We start from the raw sequence: 17,924 nt of genomic DNA, 5'->3' as shown, positions 1-17,924 counted from the left end.
AGGCAAGCGCTGAGTTTGCTGAACCTTTTACTGAGGCGCTGGAGTTCCAACGCCAGAAGGTAAAACTGCCCACAAAGCGATGGAGTGATGCCATGCATCACGCTCATGATCGCTCGTTTGTCGTAGCAGGCGCAACAAAAGACGCGCTGCTGGAAGACTTCCAAAAGGCCATTGATGGTGCCATTGCCAAAGGCACACCGCTTAAGGGCTGGCTGGATAAGGATGACACGTATCATCCGGGGTTTCAGGATGAGTTTGATGCAATCGTGAAGCGCCACGGCTGGGATCACAACGGCAAGCGGGTATGGCGTGCCCGAGTGATCTATGAGACCAACCTGAAAACCGCCTATGCTGCCGGTCGTTACAAGCAGATGAACGAACCGGCGGTGCGCAAGGCTTTCCCTTATTGGCAATACGTCCATGCGTTAGAGCGCATACCTGTGACAGCGCGGGCTGCTCATAAGGCGTGGGATGGGTTGGTGCTACCTGCCAATGATCCGTGGTGGAACACGCATTACCCGCCCAATGACTGGCTGTGTGGGTGTGGTGTGCGGCCCGTCTCCAAGGCCAAACTCAAACGCCTTGGGAAAGACGGACCAGACGTGGCCCCAAGTATTGCCTACACAATCACTACAGATCCGGGCACGGGTGAGCTGATAAATTACCCAAAAGACGTGGGTATGGGCTGGGGTTACGCGCCGGGACAAACGTGGTCTGAAGGACTGGTGCCCAAAGAGCTGCAAAAACCACTGCGGCCCAAGCCAGCCCTAATCGACCCGCCGCAAGGTCCACCCAAACAAGGCAGACCCGCGCCATCTTTCAAGCCTTCAAAACCCAAGCCAGAACCGGACCTGACACCGCTTGATGAGATCAGCGTGCCTGCACCGGTCAAACCGTTGGCCCCGGACTTACCTGAGGAAACCTATGTCGAGGCGTTTTTAGAACCGTTTGGGGCACAGATCGGCAAGCCAAAGGCGGTTCGCGATAAGGCCGGGCATATCCTGACCGTTTCAGATGATCTGTTTAAGAACGGGGCTGGTGCATGGAAGGTGAAGAAGTTTGGCCGTGAGATCTATATGACCTATCTGGCGGCAACTCTGGCGAACCCAGATGAGATCTGGGTGGACTGGAGCGCCAATGAGCTAGGGCATGCCATCCTTGTGCGCCGGTATCTGCGGTATTTTGAAGGGGCTGCTGGCTTTGCCTCATTCACCTTCACCCGCAAAGGGTGGGAAGGTCAGACGGCGTTTAATCCAACCAAAGGCGCAAACAACAACCCGAGTCCGAAATATCTTGAGAACCAACGGACTGGTGCACTGCTTTATAGGCGTGGGAAGAAAAACGAGTGATGGGCAAGCTATCTGGCGTGTCGGTCGCCACCCTCATGGTCTTTACGGTACAGCCAGCGCCGCTGTTCATACACCACAAGAGCTGTCATCACTCTTCACTAACATAAGCCCAAATCAGGGGAAATTCAATGATCACTTTGACATTTGATGAAAGCGATATGAACCGAGAAATTGCAGATGTTGCGGGTCGGTTGGAAGACAGCACCACCGTGCATGACATCATCGGGGAAGTGTTGCTGGATGAGACCCGTGAGCGGATCCGCGAAGAGAAGTCCCCGGACGGCTCAAGCTGGCCTGCGCTTCATCCCATCACGCTGGATAATCGGCGCTCCAAATCCGGGATACTGCGCGATAGTGGGGAACTGTTCCGCTCCATCCATAAAAACACGTCCTCTGATAAAGCTGAGGTCGGCACCAACCTCAACCACCCCAAGGTCTGGGTGAACCAGTATGGCGCAACCATCAGGCCGCGCCGTATGCCATTCCTGCTCATTCCGTTTGGAGGCGGAAGGATTTCAGCAAAGAAAGTGGTGATCCCGGCACGGCCTTATATCGGTATTGGGCGCGGGGATATGGAACTGGTGAAAGAGACGCTGGACGATTATCTTCGTCCGTAGTTCATGGCAAAGGCGAAGACTACTGAAATTTAGATTAACTCCGAAACACAAAGGCCCCGCTCATTTCGCAGGGCTTTTGTGTTCTGTACATATAGAAGCCAAAGGTGCGGGAACATTGCTTCCCTAGTCGACATCCCATGCCGTCTCAACAAATACATCCTGTACCGATGCCAAGATATCTTCAGATTCACTTTCCAAGAGCATGACATCAATATCAAAATTAGTAATCATCTCATTTAGACGTTCGCCACCATTAAACTTTTCCGATCTCCGTTTCAATTCTAGCAAATTAGAATTTAGTTCTCTCAAGCCAATGGCAAGACCTGAAGCTAAATGGTCAGTTGGATTGGATTTGTAGGCTTTATTTAGCAACTGCAAATTCAAAAGATCGCCGTTAAGTTTATCGAGCTGGAGAATTAAAAACTTGCGTTGCTTTTCTTTAACACTATTGATTTTGTTGATTAAGAAAGTAGTGTTGTCGGGAAGCTTATCGATTACGGACTTTTGGAATTCGGCACTCACATCTTCGTAGTATTTGAGCATATATTTGTATTTACTTGTAACTCCCTGGTCGCGGTTCTTTTCCTCCTCTTTCACCTCTTCAATGGCAGTCGAAGTAATTTTTTCGCCTAAATTCTTTTTCGCAAGCTCCAAAAACCGAAACGGAGTGTAAATGAGCATCTCTTGCTCGGTTTCTGAACAAAACTCACCTAGCAACTCGGGTCGGGGACCGACAGTCCGCCCATTGGCTGAGAGCCACCAGTCTTCCTTATTATCGTCAGTTATGAGAATTATGGGTTTTTTGTCGGCCTTTGCCATCGCAAGGATTTGTTTCCAGAACAACAAATCTCCGAACTTGCGCTTTTTATCCTCTATAGTTTTAGCATTGGGAGATTTGTTTGCATCCATATATCCGGGGGGGATTTTGCGTTCATAGCGATCTTCCCCCTCGCTAAAAACCTTCTCCAACTCATCTCCAGTGAGAGGCTCCCCAACCCGGCCTTCGAAAATCTCTGCTATCGCTTCTTTAATCGGATCTTCATTAATCCAGCCGGTAACGTCTTTTTCGCTTTGGCTAAGCTCTGACTTCAAGTCTGTTATGGTTTTTTTTAAGCCCTTTAAGGAATCGGATTCTAGGAAAGGGTGCCCTTTCTGACCATCAAATTCAGTTTGCAACCCCTCCAGCTTGCTGCTCACCTCGGTGTATTTTTTAACCTGATCTGAAATAACCTTTAGACGACGTGAAAGGTACTCCGCCCCACACTGTTCAGGCAGCCAGCAACGCTTGCACTCCTTCTTAAGCAGGCCGAGGAATTGTTTACGAGTTCCTTCGGAATAACGGTAGAAGTTGAGAAGAACATTTGCGTCGAAAACGAAAACACCTTCCTTCCAGACCTTCTTGAGCCCCGCGTCACTCGTACTAAAGTGTCCCTTAAATTGATTCTTCATAATTGCCCCATAAATTTATTGGGTTTACGTTGCTACAAGCACTGTTATCTTGCAAGAAACTCAACACCTACGAACTTATTTTCTTGGGGGCATCCGCCAAAGGAATGAAAGAAGATTAGATTGAAGTTGGGAGAGTGCTAATGAAGCACTACCGTTTTCTGAATTTTGTGGACCAGTTCACTTCCGTTCATTTGCTATCATGGCGTAGCAACCTACAGACACCCAATCTTCTTCAACGACTGCTACCAGTAGGTTCTTTTTCAATTCGCGCTCTGGAAAGTGGTGAAGATCATTCCACCCTTCTTTGATTCCGATGTTTGCCCGCATGCAAGATTGCATCTTATGGCTGAAGGCGCTGATGGCAGTAGCAATCCGAGACCTCTCATTGGAGGCATAAGCTTGTTCGTGATAGCACTCTTCGATTCTGTCTCTGATTTCACCCATACTCTTCTCTTTGTACTGCTTATGACTGATCACAAAGCTGCCTCGGTTTTAAAACGCTGTGGTGCGCGGAGCAGGCCTTGCGCACCAATGACACCAGCTTTGCCAGTACCTACCGTTAGAGCCGCGTTAGAAACTCATTTAACAATGGTTTAACCGGCTGCCTCGACCCATCGTTCCCACCACCGTGGTGTGTAAGCAAATACTGAGGTGCTTATCCCTTCATTGGCTTTGAGGGTATTCGCGCTTGACGTTTCCCGCGTCGGAAGTGTTCCGGCGCAAGGGTTATCTTAAACTGGCAGTCTGCATCCAACTTGAGATTACTCGTTGGAGACAAGGCCCGTGCCAAACAAGCAAAGCACCAGCAGCACCAAAAGTATTGAGGTTTTTCGCCCTGGCACGTTTACCAGCATGGCGGGTACGTCGTTTAGCACCAGCGCTGACGATCTGAGCGCACTGGCTGAACGCTATGATGCGGCGAACAACCCGGTGCCGGTTGTGGTGGGCCATCCCAAAACCAATGATCCGGCCTATGGCTGGGTGCAGAGCTTTTCCTATGACAGCGATGGAGAGCGTCTGATTGCGGAAGTTGGTGATCTTGATCCTGCCTTTGCTGAGGCGGTTGAGCAAGGCAAGTTCAAGAAGGTCTCAATGAGCTTCTTCCTGCCGGGCGCGTCCAGCAATCCTGCCGGTGATGATCTTTACCCGCGCCATATTGGTTTTCTGGGTGCTGCAGCTCCCGCTGTCAGCGGTTTAAAGCCCGTTGAGTTTGCGGGAGGTGACGAAGGCACGCTTACCATTGAGTTCGGCGAACGCGCCTTTAAGGACGTTGCGAGCCTTTTTCGCCGTATCCGCGAGTTTTTCATTGAAGAGCACGGCTTAGAAACCGCCGACAAGGTGATCTCTGATTGGGAGATCGGCTGGATTGATGATGCCGGAAACACGCCAAACCCTGTCTCAAGTGATTTCTCAACCATACAAAAGGATATTCCCATGCCGGGTAAACCCAAGGGTAACGCTGACTTTACTGCTCGTGAAGCTGATCTGCAAACCCGAGAAGCCAACATCAAAAAGCGCGAAGCAGATGCCACAAGCAAAGAAAATGAAGATTTCGCAGAAGGTTTGATTACTGCTGGCAAACTGCCGACCGGCAACAAGCCACAGGTGGTGGCGCTTCTGGATGGCCTTGCAAGCAACAATGAGCAAACCGTCAGCTTTGCCGATGGCAGCGCGACCAAAACCTCCAGCTTGCTTGACGTCATCAAAACTCTTTTGAGTAGCCAGCCCAAAATAGTTGAATTTGGCGAGGCCAATCTGGGAGACGATCCAGCCTCATCCTCTGAGGATAGTGAAGATATTGCCCGCGAGGCCGTCTCCTTCCAAGCCAGTCAGCGTGATACCGGGATTGAGGTCTCCACAAGTGACGCTGTGATGCATGTGCGCAAAAAACGCGGCCTTGCTGATTAAGCCAGCATAGATCCATTCCATTGAATGAATTCGGAGCTTTGAGTGATGCAGGATTTAGGCCTCATTAAAAACTTCACGTCGGAAGGCGTGATTGAAAAGAACCGCTTGATTGCCCCCGGTGCGAAAGATGCTCACATCAAACGCGCTGGAGTGGGTGATACGCTGATCGGCACCACAGGTATTCGTGGCGCATCCAAAGCCGATGAGCGGGTTGACGGGTGTTTGAATAGTATTCGCAATGTGACCTATGGCGGCCCGATTGCCTTTGGCGATCCACTGACCTCAGACGCACAAGGGCGTGCCGTCAAGGCAGAACCAGCTGCAGGTGTGCGTGTGCCTGTTGCCGGTTACGCCATGAGTTCCGGCAATGCGGGCGTGCTGGGCTCACTGCATGTCGTGCCGGGATATCTCACCGGTTAAGCCGCGCGTTTCTAGAACTTTCAAATCATTCAAACCTTAGGGTACTAGCTCATGTCTGCAACGGAACAGTTTTCGGAAAACCCGGTGATGACGGCCATCGCCATTGCCTATAAAAACCCGGATTACACTTTGATTGGCGATGAGGTGCTGCCGCGTGTCACAACCTCCCGCTCTTTCAAATACAAAGAATATGATGAGGGCGAGGATTTTTCTGTCCCTGATACACGCGTGGGGCGTCGTTCTGCACCCAATCAGGTGGAAATTGGCGGCACAGAAAAAGATGCCTCGGTTGAAGCTTATGGCATTGATGTCCCGCTTGACAATGTGACCATTGAAGAAGCCAAGCGCAACAAATGGAACCCGGAAAACCGGGCAACCGAACGAGCTACAGATATCATCATGCTCGACCGGGAAGTGCGCTGTGCCAATCTGGTTAAGAATCCAACAAACTACCATCCAGATCATGTGGAAGCCCTGTCAGGTTCAGACCTGTTCACCGATCCTGACAGTGATCCGATCACTCTCATTGAAGACTTGATGTCCACCTGCTGGCAAAAGCCAAACCAACTAGCGTTCGGCCATGTCGCCTGGCGGGCCTTTCGCAAACACCCCAAAGTCGTGAAGGCTGTCCAGGGCAACTCGGGAGATCAAGGCCGCGCGACCAAGGCGCAGGTGGCAGAGCTTCTGGAAGTTAAACGCATTTTAGTGGGCGAAAGCCGGGTCAACATCAAACGTCCCGGCGAGAACCCAGTTCTTGCCCGCGTATGGGACAACATCGTGGCCGGGCAATTCATCAACCGGACAGCTGATAGCAGCGGCGGGCTCACTTTCGGCTTTACGGCGCAGTTCGGCAAAAAAATTGCGGGCACTCTGGCTGCAAATATGGGGCTGCATGGGGGCAAGCTGGTGCGCTCTGGTGAGGAAGTCAAAGAGATTATTATTGCCAAGCGGGCGGGCTTCCTGATCCAGAACGCGGCTTAAACACCACGGCACGGGGCTGTCGTGCAGTCCCGGCCCTTTTTATTTCAATTGCAACAAACAGGAGTGACCTAGATGGACTCTGAGACAAAAAACTATCCGGTGCTGGCGGGGCTCCGCCACAACGGCAAGCGCTATGAGCCAGGCGAAAGCGTAGAGATGACAGAAGCGCAGGCAGAAACCTTGCAGGCTCTAGGCATTCTCAGCGAGGCAACCACACTTAAAGGCATTTTGCGCAACAAGGGTGCTTTGGATCTAACGCCTGCAGAGCGAGTAGCTGAGATCAAAGATACAATCTTGGCTCTGGATCCAGAGAGCGACTTCAATAAAGACGGCACACCCAAAGTAAAGGCTGTGGAGCTTCTGACCGGGTTTGATGTTTCCGCCGATGAGGTCAAAGCGCTTCATGCTGAGCTGAAGGCTGAAGCCGACACCAAAACCGGCGTACAGGCCTAAGCGGAGCGTTAGAGATTATGAAAGACCTGCGCTTCCTAACGGTTGATGAATTCATCTTAAGGCATGAGGAGAGCAATCTGCTTGCCCTTGTCGGGATTGGCGGACCCAATTCAGTGGGCGGGCGAACCATCGACCGCTCCCGTGTAGAAGCGCAGCTTGCCCGCGCTGAGGCTATGGCGGCGGGTTATCTTTATGGCCGCTTTCCAGCTCTGAAAACCATTGAACCTTCAAAAGCTCCTGAATCTTTGAAGGGCGTTGTTTCTGACCTTGCCATTTATTACCTGCGCGAGCGCATCCATCACACCAATGCGGTGGAAGAAGAGACCCGCAACCGCTACCGCGATTGTCTGTCCTGGTTAAAGGATGCCCAAGTGGGCCGTGTCGATCTTGGGCTTGAAGTTACCGGTGATGTTGAGCCGGCGACTGGCGGGGTTTCTGGCTCATTTGATCAAGGCCGCGCAAATAGCGTTCTGGAGGGCTACCAATGAACCAGATTGAACGCCTTCAGGAACAGATTGTGGAGCGGCTCAAGCTCAATCTGCCCTCCATTGCATATGTGGGCGGGTTCCCCTCCAAGCCAGAAGAATTTGATCTGGCAAACTTTCAAATGGCGGCGCTGGTTCACTACGGCGGGGCACGTTACGCCAGTGATAATGCGCTTAACCATGCCTCCCAATCGCGCTCCATGCGGTTTGTGATCGCCTTGAACTTTACCACGCTTGAAGGTGAGCATGGGGCCTATGCGGTTTTAGAGCGCTGCCGGTCCGCCTTGCAAAACTTCCCGCTTGCCGGGGCAAGTCCGCTGATGATGGAACGTGAAGACCTTGCTGACCAGTCACCAGGTCAATGGCGCTGGCAAATGGAAGTCAGTTGCCAGGCGCGCAGTATTTCCGACCACCAGGGACCGCGACGACCAGTTCCCCCAATTTTACGTCACCCACCTTTAAAACAGGAGGACTAGAGCCATGAGTGCACCAAGCACGGCTCCCACTGAGTTCTGCGATTATAACTACACTGGTCCGGTGCAGTCGGTCGCGCTCAAAGCCAAGGATACGGAAGGCAAGCTCACCGTGTTCTTTGAAGGCACGTTTCATCCCGGTAAGACCTACACATTGCCCTGCAATCACCCAACAGTGCAGGCGTGGGTGTGCGGTCAAATCCTAACTCAGAAGGAAGTAACCCATGGCTGAGCGCATTTTCGGGCCTGAGATCGTTGATGCCAATGAAGATGGTGTGCTGGTTCGTGAGCTTAAAGCTGCGACAGCGTTTTTAATTGGCACAGCTCCAATTCATGAGGTTCATAAGACCTCACAGGAGCAAGTCAAATACATCAACAAACCCATTCTTATTCGCCGCGAAGCGGATATCACAAAACACTTTGGCCCCACACGCGATGGCTATACCTTGCCGCAAAAACTGCGGGCGATGTTTAAGCAGGCCAAAACACGCGGCCTTGGGACCATTTGCGTGGTCAATGTGTTTGATCCGGCAACGCACAAAGATGACGCTGACAAACCGGATCCAAGCAAAGTCACCGGGCTTGATATCATCGGAGCGTTTGACGCTATGGGCCGCCCCAGTGGCTTGAAGCTGGCTTATTCCTGTTATCAGCGCTTTGGCTGGTTTCCCAAGAACATTCTGGCTCCAGGCTATGATGGTTTGGCCGGGGTTCGCTCAGAAATGGAAGCCATTTGTGGCCGCATCCGCGCTCGCTGCTATTGGGATGCCCCGTTTGGTGTCACCCTGCAGCAGCTTCAGGAGGCACGTGGGCCGGAAGGGTCGTTCGATTTCCAGACCAATGACACACGGGTTAATCTGTGCTGGCCTATGATGGAAACGGTTAATCTGGATGAGATGTCGGATACTGCTGGTGAGGTAGTTGCAGATCACTATTCAGCTTATCTAGTAGGTGTCGTGCTTATGAGCGTGATGGAATACGGCTATCATCACAGCCCCTCCAATCGGCCTATCAAGGGCATTGAGGGTGCAGCTCAAGATGTGCTTTATGTGCCGGGCGATGGGTCCAGTGATACGCAAGTGACCCGATCCAACGGGATTATCTCGTGCGAGGAACGCTTTGGGAAAGGCCCGCACACATCGGGCAACCGCAATGCCGGGTATCCCACTAAGACCACCATGCTGACGTTCTTCCACGCCCAGTACACGCAAGATGTGCTGGATGAAGCAATCCTGCACTTTCTCGATGAGAAGAAGGACCGCAATGGATCTTTGGCTCGCATTGAGCAGGTGGAGGATGCCATCAATGCTTGGGGGATTGGCAAGACCAAGGGCAATGACCCGGAACTCTCCGGGTTCCGCTTTGCTTTTGACCGGGAGAAAATGAGCCCGGCCTTTGCTGCGGACGGCTGGTACCACTACGCGCTGGAGTTTGCTCCTGTTGGTATCATGGAGACCATTAGCGTGCGCCGGTCCCTTAACATCAACCTTCTGGCCGATGCTCTGGGTCTTTCCCAGTCCGAAGCGGCTTAAGTAAATAATGGAGGGATAATCTATGGCTGATTTCCGCCGCTTTGGTCAGATCACCAATTCAGATATCTATTTGGGCGACAACACCCTTGTGGGGCTCGCCAAGTCCTTCAAAATGCCCAAGATTGAATGGAAGACGGTTGATATTGAAACACTGGGTCAGGTCGCTGTTTACAAAGCGCCCACCCGGACACTGGAAGCTCTCACTGGCGAAATTACAATGAGCAGCGTGGATCCGGATATTCAGGAGGATTTCCTCAATCCGACCAAGACCCACACACTCCAGTTGCACAAGTACGTGGATGTGAATGGTCCTGAAGGTTTGGATCTGGAGCGTTCTTATACCCTGATCACAGTATTGCAGGCCCGTTTCTTTGGTCATGATTTTGGTGAAAGCAAAAATGGCGATCCCGAAGAGATGACCCACGAAATGACAATCTCCCGCCTGGTGCAACGGGTTCATGACAGCAACAAGCCACTGTTTGAGGTGGATGTGTTTGCAAGCACGGTGCGGAACTCTTCCGGCGAGATGTGGCGCGGTTAAGCGCATAACGGTCCAATCAGACCGCGATCAGGCTCCCATGCTTTCCGGCGTGGGGGCCTTTTTTATTGCGCAGATCAAAATGACAAGTTTCCAACCCAAGTTGAAAGGGATGCCATGACCCGCCCGGATGAGAATAAGAGCGAGAGTGAACGTGATCAGAGCGCCCCGGTTGAGACCGGTGTGGTTGCCAAACTGAAGGCACACCGTGACGCAAATCAAGGCACAGCGAGATTTACCCTGCCTGAGACTGGCGTTGTGGTGGTCTACCCAAAATTCCGCCGCCATGGTGACTGGACGCGGTCCCTGCGTCTGGCCAAAAACAAGATCGGCAAAGCCCAGATCCTTTACCTTTGTAAGATCGCAACATTCGATGGTGAGAAGCTCACCGAGGCAGACTTTAACACTTATATCCCGATGAATGATGCCAATGAGCTGCTTGGTGAGGTCTTTGGCGGTGATGATGATCTTGATGAGGACGATGAGGGAAACGGGAAGAAGACGACGGCGTAACGCTGTCGTCGCTTGAGTGCCACACCTATCTGGTCAACCGGGGTTGGGGCCCCGGTTATCTAGATGATTTGTCTGAGCCTGAATTCCTGACCACGCTTGACCAGCAAATCGCCTTTGATGAAGCCAAGGCCGAGGCGGAACGCAAGGCTGCGACGCGTGGCAATGCACAGTCTTAACGGAGCTTTCCATGCGTCTTGGTATTACCGCAGAATTTAAGGACCGCGCCTCTAAGGGACTTAAGAAGCTTCTTAAGTTCAACGAGCGCATGGAAAAGCAGCTCAAAACACAAGAAAAGCTCTCCAAAGGCCAGAGCAAAGCCACGCTCAAACAGGTTAAAGCAACAGAGAAGACCGCCAAGGCCACGGGAAAGGTGGCAAAGGCTGCTGAGAGCGTGGCAAAGGCCAACAAGAACGCGGCGAGCGGTGCCGCAAGCCTTGCAGGCCACACCGGGGAAGTTGCCAGTCAGATCGATAGGGCTAGCGGTTCCATGGGGCGACTTGTTGGTAAAACCGATGCGGCAGTGCGCAAGGCCGGTCTATTAAAACGTGCCTTTAACAAAGTCAAAGGGGCGACAAAGAGCCTTCAAAAAGGTGGCGCACTGATCAAAAGCGGGGGTGGAAAGATTGCGCGTGGGGCAGCGGTTGGTGCCGGGCTGATAGCCGGAGCATCTGTTGTAGCTGGTGTTGCCGCCAATACGGTGATTGGTCCTGCCGCTCAAATGGAAAACTACAAGGTCCAGCTTGCGGGGCTTGAAGGCTCTGAAGAAAAAGCTGAACAAGCCATGAGCTGGATCAGAGGCTTTGCAGATAAAACGCCCCTTCTTCTTAACGAAGTTGTTGAATCCTACAAGCTGCTTAAAAGCATGGGCATTGATCCCACCAACGGCAGCCTGCAAGCACTTACGGACACGATGTCCTTGAATGGCGGGAAGGCCGACTACCTGCACGGTATCATTCTCGCAGTGGGTCAAGCCTGGAACAAAGGTAAGCTTCAGGCTGAAGAAGCCATGCAGCTACAAGAACGCGGCATCCCTGTCTGGGATATGCTTTCCAAAGCAACGGGTAAGACGTCTGCCGCCCTTATGGAAATGGCGTCCAAGGGCGAGTTGGGCCGAGAGGTGATCTCCAAACTCGTCGAGTTAATGGGAAACCGAGCCGCTGGTTCTTCAGAAGAACTCTCCAAAACATGGGATGGGATGGTCTCCAATATTATGGGGCGCTGGCTGGATTTTCAGTTGATGATTGCTGATGCTGGAGTGTTTGATTGGGCCAAGGAAAAACTGCAAGGGTTTCTGGACAAGCTCAATACAATGAAAGCTGATGGCTCGTTGCAGCAGTGGGCCGAAGACATCAGCAAAAACATCATCACCGGTTTGGAAGATTTTTGGGTCTTCGCTAAAGAGGTGATTGTTGCGCTGCGAGCTACTGGTGGGGCGTTGTCCGAAATTGCCGATATGATGGGCGGCTGGACTAATCTCGTCCGCTTGATGATCAAGCTGCCGTTTATAGCGGCCCTGATCAGTATTGTCACCGGATTGGTGCAGATTGGCGTGGGCCTTGCCGCTCTTGGCCCGGTCCTTGCCTCGCTTGGCGCAGGTCTTGCCGCACTTACAGCACCCTTTTTGATCGCCATTGCAATAGTTGCAGCCCTCGCTGTCGCGGCATGGCTTATTTATGATAACTGGGATGTGGTCAGCGTCTGGCTTGCAGCTGCCTGGGCATGGATTGCGGATATGGCTGTCGTTGCCTGGGACATATTAAAAGCTCTGTTTGGCTGGACGCCGCTTGGCATGATTGTGAACAACTGGGGCGAGATCACCACCTGGTTGGCGACCTTCTGGGAAGATATTAAAACCACAGCAAGTACGGCATGGACGGGTCTTAAAACTCTGTTTGGCTGGACGCCACTTGGCATGATTGTTAACAACTGGGGTGAGATTACAACCTGGCTGGATACGTTCTGGACAAACCTGAAAAGCAAGGTCTCAGTGAAGTGGGCCGACCTTCAAGCCGTGTTCACTGACTGGAACTGGCCGGGACTGCCTGAGTTCAAGCTGCCTAGCTTTACGGCGGTCAAACAAGCTTTCACCAATTTCTTCAGTGGTTCGTGGTTGCCTAAGGTGGATACGTTCTCCACTTTCTGGGAAGGGCTAACCAGCATGGCTGATGGTGTCTGGCAGAAACTGTCGGGCATCTTTGAGGCTATCGGGACTGCCGGTAAAACCCTTACCACCACCATTGGCGAAACTCTTTTTGGCTGGACGCCGCTTGATAAAATTACTGCCAACTGGGGTGAGATTACAACCTGGCTGGATACGTTCTGGACAGACCTGAAAAGCAAGGCCTTAGTGAAGTGGGCCGACCTTCAAGCCGTGTTCACCGACTGGAACTGGCCGGGTCTGCCTGAGTTCAAGTTGCCAAGCTTTACGGCAGTCAAACAAGCTTTCACTGATTTCTTCAGTGGTTCGTGGTTGCCTAAGGTGGATACGTTCTCCACTTTCTGGGAAAGGCTAACGAGCCTGGCTGATGGTGCATGGCAGAAACTATCGGGTATCTTTGAGGCTATCGGGACTGCTGGTAAAACCCTTGCCACAACCGTTGGCGAAACTTTAAAATCCCTTGCTGATATGGCAGGCAAGGTCTGGTCCTCGGTGACCGGCCCGGAAGGTGCTGACCGATTTATTGACCAGCTCACTGAAGTTGCAGAAAACGGCTGGTCCTCTGATTTCATGGAAGGGCTGGCGCTTACAGAGGCTTTGCAAGCTGGTCAGGTGAACCTTGATACCTACCAGCAAAAGCTTGCCGCCATTGCCTCTGGTGGAGGCGAGTTCGCCTCGCACGCTCAAAAGATGATGGACCTGTCCCGCCAGCTTGAAGGCCATTCTGGTTTCAGCCAGCAAGAGCAAGCGCCAACCAGCCTTGCAGAGGTTGAAAAAGCGAGTGCTGCGCTGGAATCCCTTCAGGTAACAAGCCGAGCAGCTATTGCAGAAGTAGACAACCTGTTGGGCGGTGTGGACTTTGCGTATCACGGCCAGCGCATGATGGAGACCATTGCCGCTGGTATGCGTACCCGTGCGCATTTGCTGGTGGAAGAAATGCGTCAGGTAACAAAGGTCCTACGTGATCACTTGCCATCCTCACCAGCAAAGCTTGGCCCGCTTTCCGATATCCACCGTCTTAAGTTTAGCGAAACCATTGCCCAGTCCATCAAACCCGCCCCAATGGTCAGGGCCATGCGCAAAGCAGCAGCAGCGACTATGGCGGCGGCAACCCTGAGCACAGCCACGGTTTCTCCATCACTGGCCGCCTCCGCGCCGCAGGCAATAACACCGCCCGCTCATGCAATTCAGGCGGCAGGTGGATCGGGTGGCACTGGTCAGGGCGGAACTATATCCGTCACCTTCAGCCCAACGATCACAGTAGGCTCAGGGGCATCAATTACGAAAGATGAGCTTGCCGAACTGCTTGAGGATCAGGCGGAGGATTTGGTCGCTCTGCTGCTTCGGAAAATCGATGAGAAAAAGAGGTTGGAGTTTTAGATGATTTTTGCCAGCCTTGGAGACTTTCAACTGGGCACGTCAAACGTGATGACTGGTCCTACAGCATCTGATGAAACTCTTGTCAACGACTTCCACGAGCACAAGGTGGTGCGCGGTAAACCCGTACCCCAGCGCGGAGGTGAAGCGTTAGACCGGCGTTCATTCTCATTCTTCTTTGAGGAAAGCTTCTGCAATCCAGAGGCTGAGTATGCCCGCCTTGTTGCCTCCAAAATCTCCGGGGCGGTAATGCCATTTATTCCCGGCAGCGGTGGGTTTCTTGGCAAACACTATTTTATTAAACAGCTCAAAAGCACCACCCAAAAGACCACAGAGAGTGGCCGCATTGTGCGTATTGAGGCCAGCATGGAGCTGGTGGAAGTGCCCGGAAGTGCTTTGAGTGTTGGCGGCCTTAGTATCGCAGGGGCAGCTGTTGCATTGCTCAACCCGCTCTTAAAGAGACTTAAATGATGGGCGTTAAAACCGGCGATTATCTGGAACATGTTACTGAACCGGGTGAGCGCTGGGATACCATTGCGTGGGCTTTTTACCGTGATGCCCAGATGATGGACTTGCTGATTGTTGAAAACCGGCATTTGTTCTCGCAAGAAATCGCTCGCATTCCCGCTATACTGCCACCGCGTCTGACCCTTCGTATCCCGGTTGTTGAGCAAGACCCGCTGGATACAGATCTGTTGCCGCCATGGAAGCACGGCACGGCGGAGGGTTAGGTCATGGATCTGCGCGAGCCTTTTCTCTCCCTCAAGATCAACGGCGTTGAAGTGGCAGATAACCTTGCCCCGCATCTGATTGATTTTTCCTGGACAGATAATCTGCATGGCAAGGCCGATGAGGTCTCCGTCACCCTGCGCGATGATAGTGGGTTGTGGCGCGGTCCGTGGCGACCGGAAAAAGCCGATAAGGTTATCGCGACCATTGGCTATCGCGGCTATCCGCCCATGCCATGCGGTGAGTTTGAGGTGGATATTCCTGAGGCGCAAGGTTCACGGCTGAACGACCGGCTCAGCTTCAAGGCGGTGTCAGCGGCCCATTCCACAGAGCAACGCACCAAGAAATCCAAATCCTTTGAAGAAACGAACCTGAAAAAGGTCGTTGAGGAGGTCGCCAAGGCTCTGAATTATACCGTCTCTGGCAAGATTGAAGCGATCCCGTTTAAGTTCAAGCGTCAGCGCCGTGAACGCGACCTTCAGTTCCTTACGCGGCTGGCAGAAGACTACGGTTATTTCTTTGCCATCAAAGACAAACAACTTGTGTTTTACAAACGTGAGGATCTGGATAAACGCGATCCTGCTACCACCTTTGATCTGGTGGATGGCGCGACCATTATCAGCTGGAAGGCAACCGACAAGACCCACCAGACCTATGGTAAAGCCAAGGTTGCCTATGCCCACGGTCAAAAAAAGAAGTTGATCACAGGCGAAGTGCAGGACCTTTCCATTAAGTCCGGCGATACACTCACCATTGATGAGCGGGTAGAAGATGAGGCGGAAGCCAAAACCGTCGCCAAGTCTCGCCTTGCTAAAGCCAATGAAGACGGACTGGTTGCCACGCTAACGCTGGTTGGTGACCCGCTCCTGATTGCCGGGCAGGTGGTGGCTCTGGGGGCGACCTTCGGCAAATACTCAGCAAGCTATCTGGTGCACAAAGCCCTGCACAAGATCGCACGCGGCACCTACACCACGCAACTGGAGCTGAAAGCTATCCGTAAGGATGGTAAAGTTCGAAAAGCATCTACCAAAGGCAGCAAAGCTGGTGGTTCATCCGGCCTGTTTGACGGGCCAGTGCAGGATCTATCTAAGCCCAAAGGGCAGACGTTTTAGGAAGGTTCAAATGAGCAGAATAACAGATGGCGAAAGCTCCAGCCCGTTCAAACGCGGCACTATAACGAAGCACAACAAAGGCGGGCGTGCGCAGGTTGAGTTCCAGGACGAGGACGGCAATGCCTCTGCGTGGTTGTCAGTCAGCCAGCGCAACACCAAGGGTCAGAAGAGCTACGACATGCCTGCAGTGGGAACGCAGGTCTGGTGCCTGCTGGATGCTTATGGCGAGGATGGGGTGATCGGTGGGGCAGTATGGTCTGACGAGGATGCGCCGCCATCCAACGATCCGAACATAGTCCATGAAGTGTTCGGGCCGTTGGAGATATTTTACAATAAGACTACGGGTGAAATGAAGGTCAAAGGCGCACCAAAGATTACCTTTGAAGCCGATCTGATTGAGCTGAAAGGCACGATAAAGATGGAGGGTGATAGCGTCACCCACAACCGTAAAGAAGTGGGTGAGACTCATAAGCATAAGGACGTTACACTGGGACCAGCTCAGACGGGTGTGGTGGTTTAGTAACCACCCATTTCTGGGTAAAATATACGATCCTGCTCTTCTTGCAGATCTGACATAGACCGTTTTATAGGTTTTAGGTCAAATCCATAGAGCGGTTGAGGCCATTCCTCATGCATAACACTAACGTCCTTTTGTTCCGCACCTTCTGAAGTCAGGCGGTCTCTTCGCAGATGCGACAATAGTTCACGCGCTAGAGTGTCAGATTTATTATTGGTATCCTTGTTTGAAAACGTCACATTTCCCCAGATTTCTGCCACGACTTTAAGGCCAGAATGAGAGAAAACACCAAGTTTTGATAAAGCGTCTATAAGCACCAATATTCGAGGCTTAAAGCTACGGAGGATTGCTACACTTATGGTCGGGTCATTCCAATACGGTTTTCCCTCGTCATAATTGACCACATCAGCATATAAAATGCGCTCTCTATTGTAGAGGGCCGCATTCGGCATGATATACTTACCAAAATCTCCCTCGAGATAATATTCTTGACGATCATAATCAATAGCATACTGTAATTCCTTCCCGGTTTGGTTTCGGCATCTCGCAGCGCTTACGTACATCAGTCTTTCATGATGTGAGAGAAACCAACCGGTTAGATCTTTGACTTTTGTAGCTACAAGTTTCGGAGGACAGCGTACGATATCCATCAATATCAGAATTTTGGCGGCTTCTTCTTTCGCAAGGCCGATAAGGATATTAGCCTCTCTGGGGGCATCGCTTAAACGTTGAGATGCGTGCCACAACGATTGGGCACTCTTCAATATAATTGGCAGCCCTTCCGCGATGAACTTTATACGATCATTGTATGGCATATTGCAGAGCTGTTTAATGTTTTTGAGACCAATCTTAGGCTGCTTTTGAGCTTTTTTCTTCAATAAGGCTTTTGCTATATTCGTGAGTATTTCAAGCATGGCCCCATCGTTTTTCGTTAGTTCTTCCTTTAATCTTTTCCAAATTCCTTCATCACGAACGGTATCTAGAAAACCATGGCCCGCCCGTGTGATATGTTCTACATACGCATGATTATTTGTGGCTTGTAACCCATCTATCAAGCCGGCATCATCTAGCAGTTGCAAATGGTATTCTAGTTTATTAGCCTCTGCCTCACTCATGCTGTTCGCTTCGCTCACTAAAATTGAGCATTCTTTGTCGGAGATTGTTTCAAAAATCTTCTTATCGCCCTCAATCTTCAGGAGAAGTTCGCGCAGTAAATTCATATCAAGTTTATTGCTTATATTCTGCATAACAAACCTTTCCTGTCCGGCACTCGAACGCCAAAAATAAACCGTTTACCGGAACAGTTCCGTAAC

Annotated in this window: 20 protein-coding genes; 17 read left to right on the top strand and 3 right to left on the bottom strand. The window is 51.7% G+C overall.

What is annotated here, in order from left to right; genetic code table 11:
- Positions 1-92: 92 nt before the first annotated feature.
- Positions 93-1,349, top strand: coding sequence for a PBECR2 nuclease fold domain-containing protein (locus tag BLS62_RS15075; protein ID WP_093182291.1), 1,257 nt, complete (start codon positions 93-95; stop codon positions 1,347-1,349).
- 128 nt (positions 1,350-1,477) lie between these two features.
- Positions 1,478-1,966, top strand: a complete 489-nt coding sequence (locus BLS62_RS15070; protein ID WP_093182288.1) for a phage virion morphogenesis protein — start codon at positions 1,478-1,480, stop codon at positions 1,964-1,966.
- A 123-nt stretch (positions 1,967-2,089) separates the two neighbouring features.
- On the opposite strand, the gene BLS62_RS15065 is transcribed toward BLS62_RS15070, so the two are convergent.
- Positions 2,090-3,415 carry a PIN domain-containing protein gene (locus BLS62_RS15065; protein WP_093182286.1) on the bottom strand — a complete coding sequence of 442 codons (1,326 nt, stop codon included), beginning with the start codon at positions 3,413-3,415 and terminating at the stop codon, positions 2,090-2,092.
- A 177-nt stretch (positions 3,416-3,592) separates the two neighbouring features.
- Positions 3,593-3,859, bottom strand: coding sequence for a hypothetical protein (locus BLS62_RS15060; RefSeq protein ID WP_093182283.1), 267 nt, complete (start codon positions 3,857-3,859; stop codon positions 3,593-3,595).
- A 339-nt stretch (positions 3,860-4,198) separates the two neighbouring features.
- On the opposite strand from BLS62_RS15060, the gene BLS62_RS15055 reads away from it, so the two are divergent.
- The 15 genes from BLS62_RS15055 (at position 4,199) to BLS62_RS14985 (ending at position 16,614) form a co-directional block, all read left to right on the top strand.
- A complete protein-coding gene (locus tag BLS62_RS15055) occupies positions 4,199-5,323 on the top strand; it encodes a hypothetical protein (protein ID WP_093182281.1) in 1,125 nt (374 codons plus the stop codon).
- A 45-nt stretch (positions 5,324-5,368) separates the two neighbouring features.
- Entirely contained in the window at positions 5,369-5,743 is a 375-nt protein-coding gene (locus BLS62_RS15050) for a DUF2190 family protein (RefSeq protein ID WP_093182278.1), read from the top strand.
- A 51-nt stretch (positions 5,744-5,794) separates the two neighbouring features.
- Positions 5,795-6,724, top strand: coding sequence for a capsid protein (locus BLS62_RS15045; RefSeq protein ID WP_093182275.1), 930 nt, complete (start codon positions 5,795-5,797; stop codon positions 6,722-6,724).
- Between the two features lie 72 nt (positions 6,725-6,796).
- A complete protein-coding gene (locus tag BLS62_RS15040) occupies positions 6,797-7,177 on the top strand; it encodes a DUF7210 family protein (protein WP_093182272.1) in 381 nt (126 codons plus the stop codon).
- A gap of 17 nt (positions 7,178-7,194) precedes the next feature.
- Entirely contained in the window at positions 7,195-7,665 is a 471-nt protein-coding gene (locus BLS62_RS15035) for a DUF1320 domain-containing protein (protein ID WP_093175898.1), read from the top strand.
- Positions 7,662-8,138 (top strand): Gp37 family protein, encoded by a 477-nt coding sequence (locus BLS62_RS15030; protein ID WP_093182269.1) that lies wholly within the window; start codon positions 7,662-7,664, stop codon positions 8,136-8,138. Before BLS62_RS15035 ends, BLS62_RS15030 begins: the two co-directional genes overlap by 4 nt.
- Positions 8,139-8,142: 4 nt before the next feature.
- On the top strand, positions 8,143-8,367 hold the full coding sequence (locus BLS62_RS15025) for a hypothetical protein (protein ID WP_093182266.1): 225 nt from the start codon (positions 8,143-8,145) through the stop codon (positions 8,365-8,367).
- The gene (locus BLS62_RS15020; protein ID WP_093182263.1) at positions 8,360-9,667 is read left to right on the top strand and encodes a phage tail sheath protein; all 1,308 of its coding nucleotides are present in this window, start codon (positions 8,360-8,362) and stop codon (positions 9,665-9,667) included. The genes BLS62_RS15025 and BLS62_RS15020 overlap by 8 nt, the downstream gene beginning before the upstream one ends.
- A 22-nt stretch (positions 9,668-9,689) precedes the next feature.
- Positions 9,690-10,208 carry a phage major tail tube protein gene (locus BLS62_RS15015; protein ID WP_093182260.1) on the top strand — a complete coding sequence of 173 codons (519 nt, stop codon included), beginning with the start codon at positions 9,690-9,692 and terminating at the stop codon, positions 10,206-10,208.
- 114 nt (positions 10,209-10,322) lie between these two features.
- Entirely contained in the window at positions 10,323-10,718 is a 396-nt protein-coding gene (locus tag BLS62_RS15010) for a hypothetical protein (protein ID WP_093182257.1), read from the top strand.
- Between the two features lie 187 nt (positions 10,719-10,905).
- Positions 10,906-14,256, top strand: coding sequence for a tape measure protein (locus BLS62_RS15005; protein WP_093182254.1), 3,351 nt, complete (start codon positions 10,906-10,908; stop codon positions 14,254-14,256).
- Entirely contained in the window at positions 14,257-14,724 is a 468-nt protein-coding gene (locus tag BLS62_RS15000) for a phage tail protein (protein ID WP_093182251.1), read from the top strand.
- Entirely contained in the window at positions 14,721-14,984 is a 264-nt protein-coding gene (locus tag BLS62_RS14995; RefSeq protein ID WP_208990875.1) for a tail protein X, read from the top strand. The genes BLS62_RS15000 and BLS62_RS14995 overlap by 4 nt, the downstream gene beginning before the upstream one ends.
- 3 nt (positions 14,985-14,987) lie before the next feature.
- Positions 14,988-16,094 (top strand): phage late control D family protein, encoded by a 1,107-nt coding sequence (locus BLS62_RS14990; RefSeq protein WP_093182249.1) that lies wholly within the window; start codon positions 14,988-14,990, stop codon positions 16,092-16,094.
- A 10-nt stretch (positions 16,095-16,104) separates the two neighbouring features.
- Positions 16,105-16,614, top strand: coding sequence for a hypothetical protein (locus tag BLS62_RS14985; RefSeq protein ID WP_093182246.1), 510 nt, complete (start codon positions 16,105-16,107; stop codon positions 16,612-16,614).
- On the opposite strand, the gene BLS62_RS14980 is transcribed toward BLS62_RS14985, so the two are convergent.
- The gene (locus BLS62_RS14980; RefSeq protein WP_093182242.1) at positions 16,611-17,858 is read right to left on the bottom strand and encodes a DUF2513 domain-containing protein; all 1,248 of its coding nucleotides are present in this window, start codon (positions 17,856-17,858) and stop codon (positions 16,611-16,613) included. The two genes, BLS62_RS14985 and BLS62_RS14980, sit on opposite strands and share 4 nt — an antisense overlap.
- Positions 17,859-17,924 lie beyond the last annotated feature (66 nt).

The organism is Pseudovibrio sp. Tun.PSC04-5.I4, assembly GCF_900104145.1.
Lineage (GTDB): Bacteria > Pseudomonadota > Alphaproteobacteria > Rhizobiales > Stappiaceae > Pseudovibrio.
This window is presented reverse-complemented; position numbering and strand designations above follow the sequence as displayed.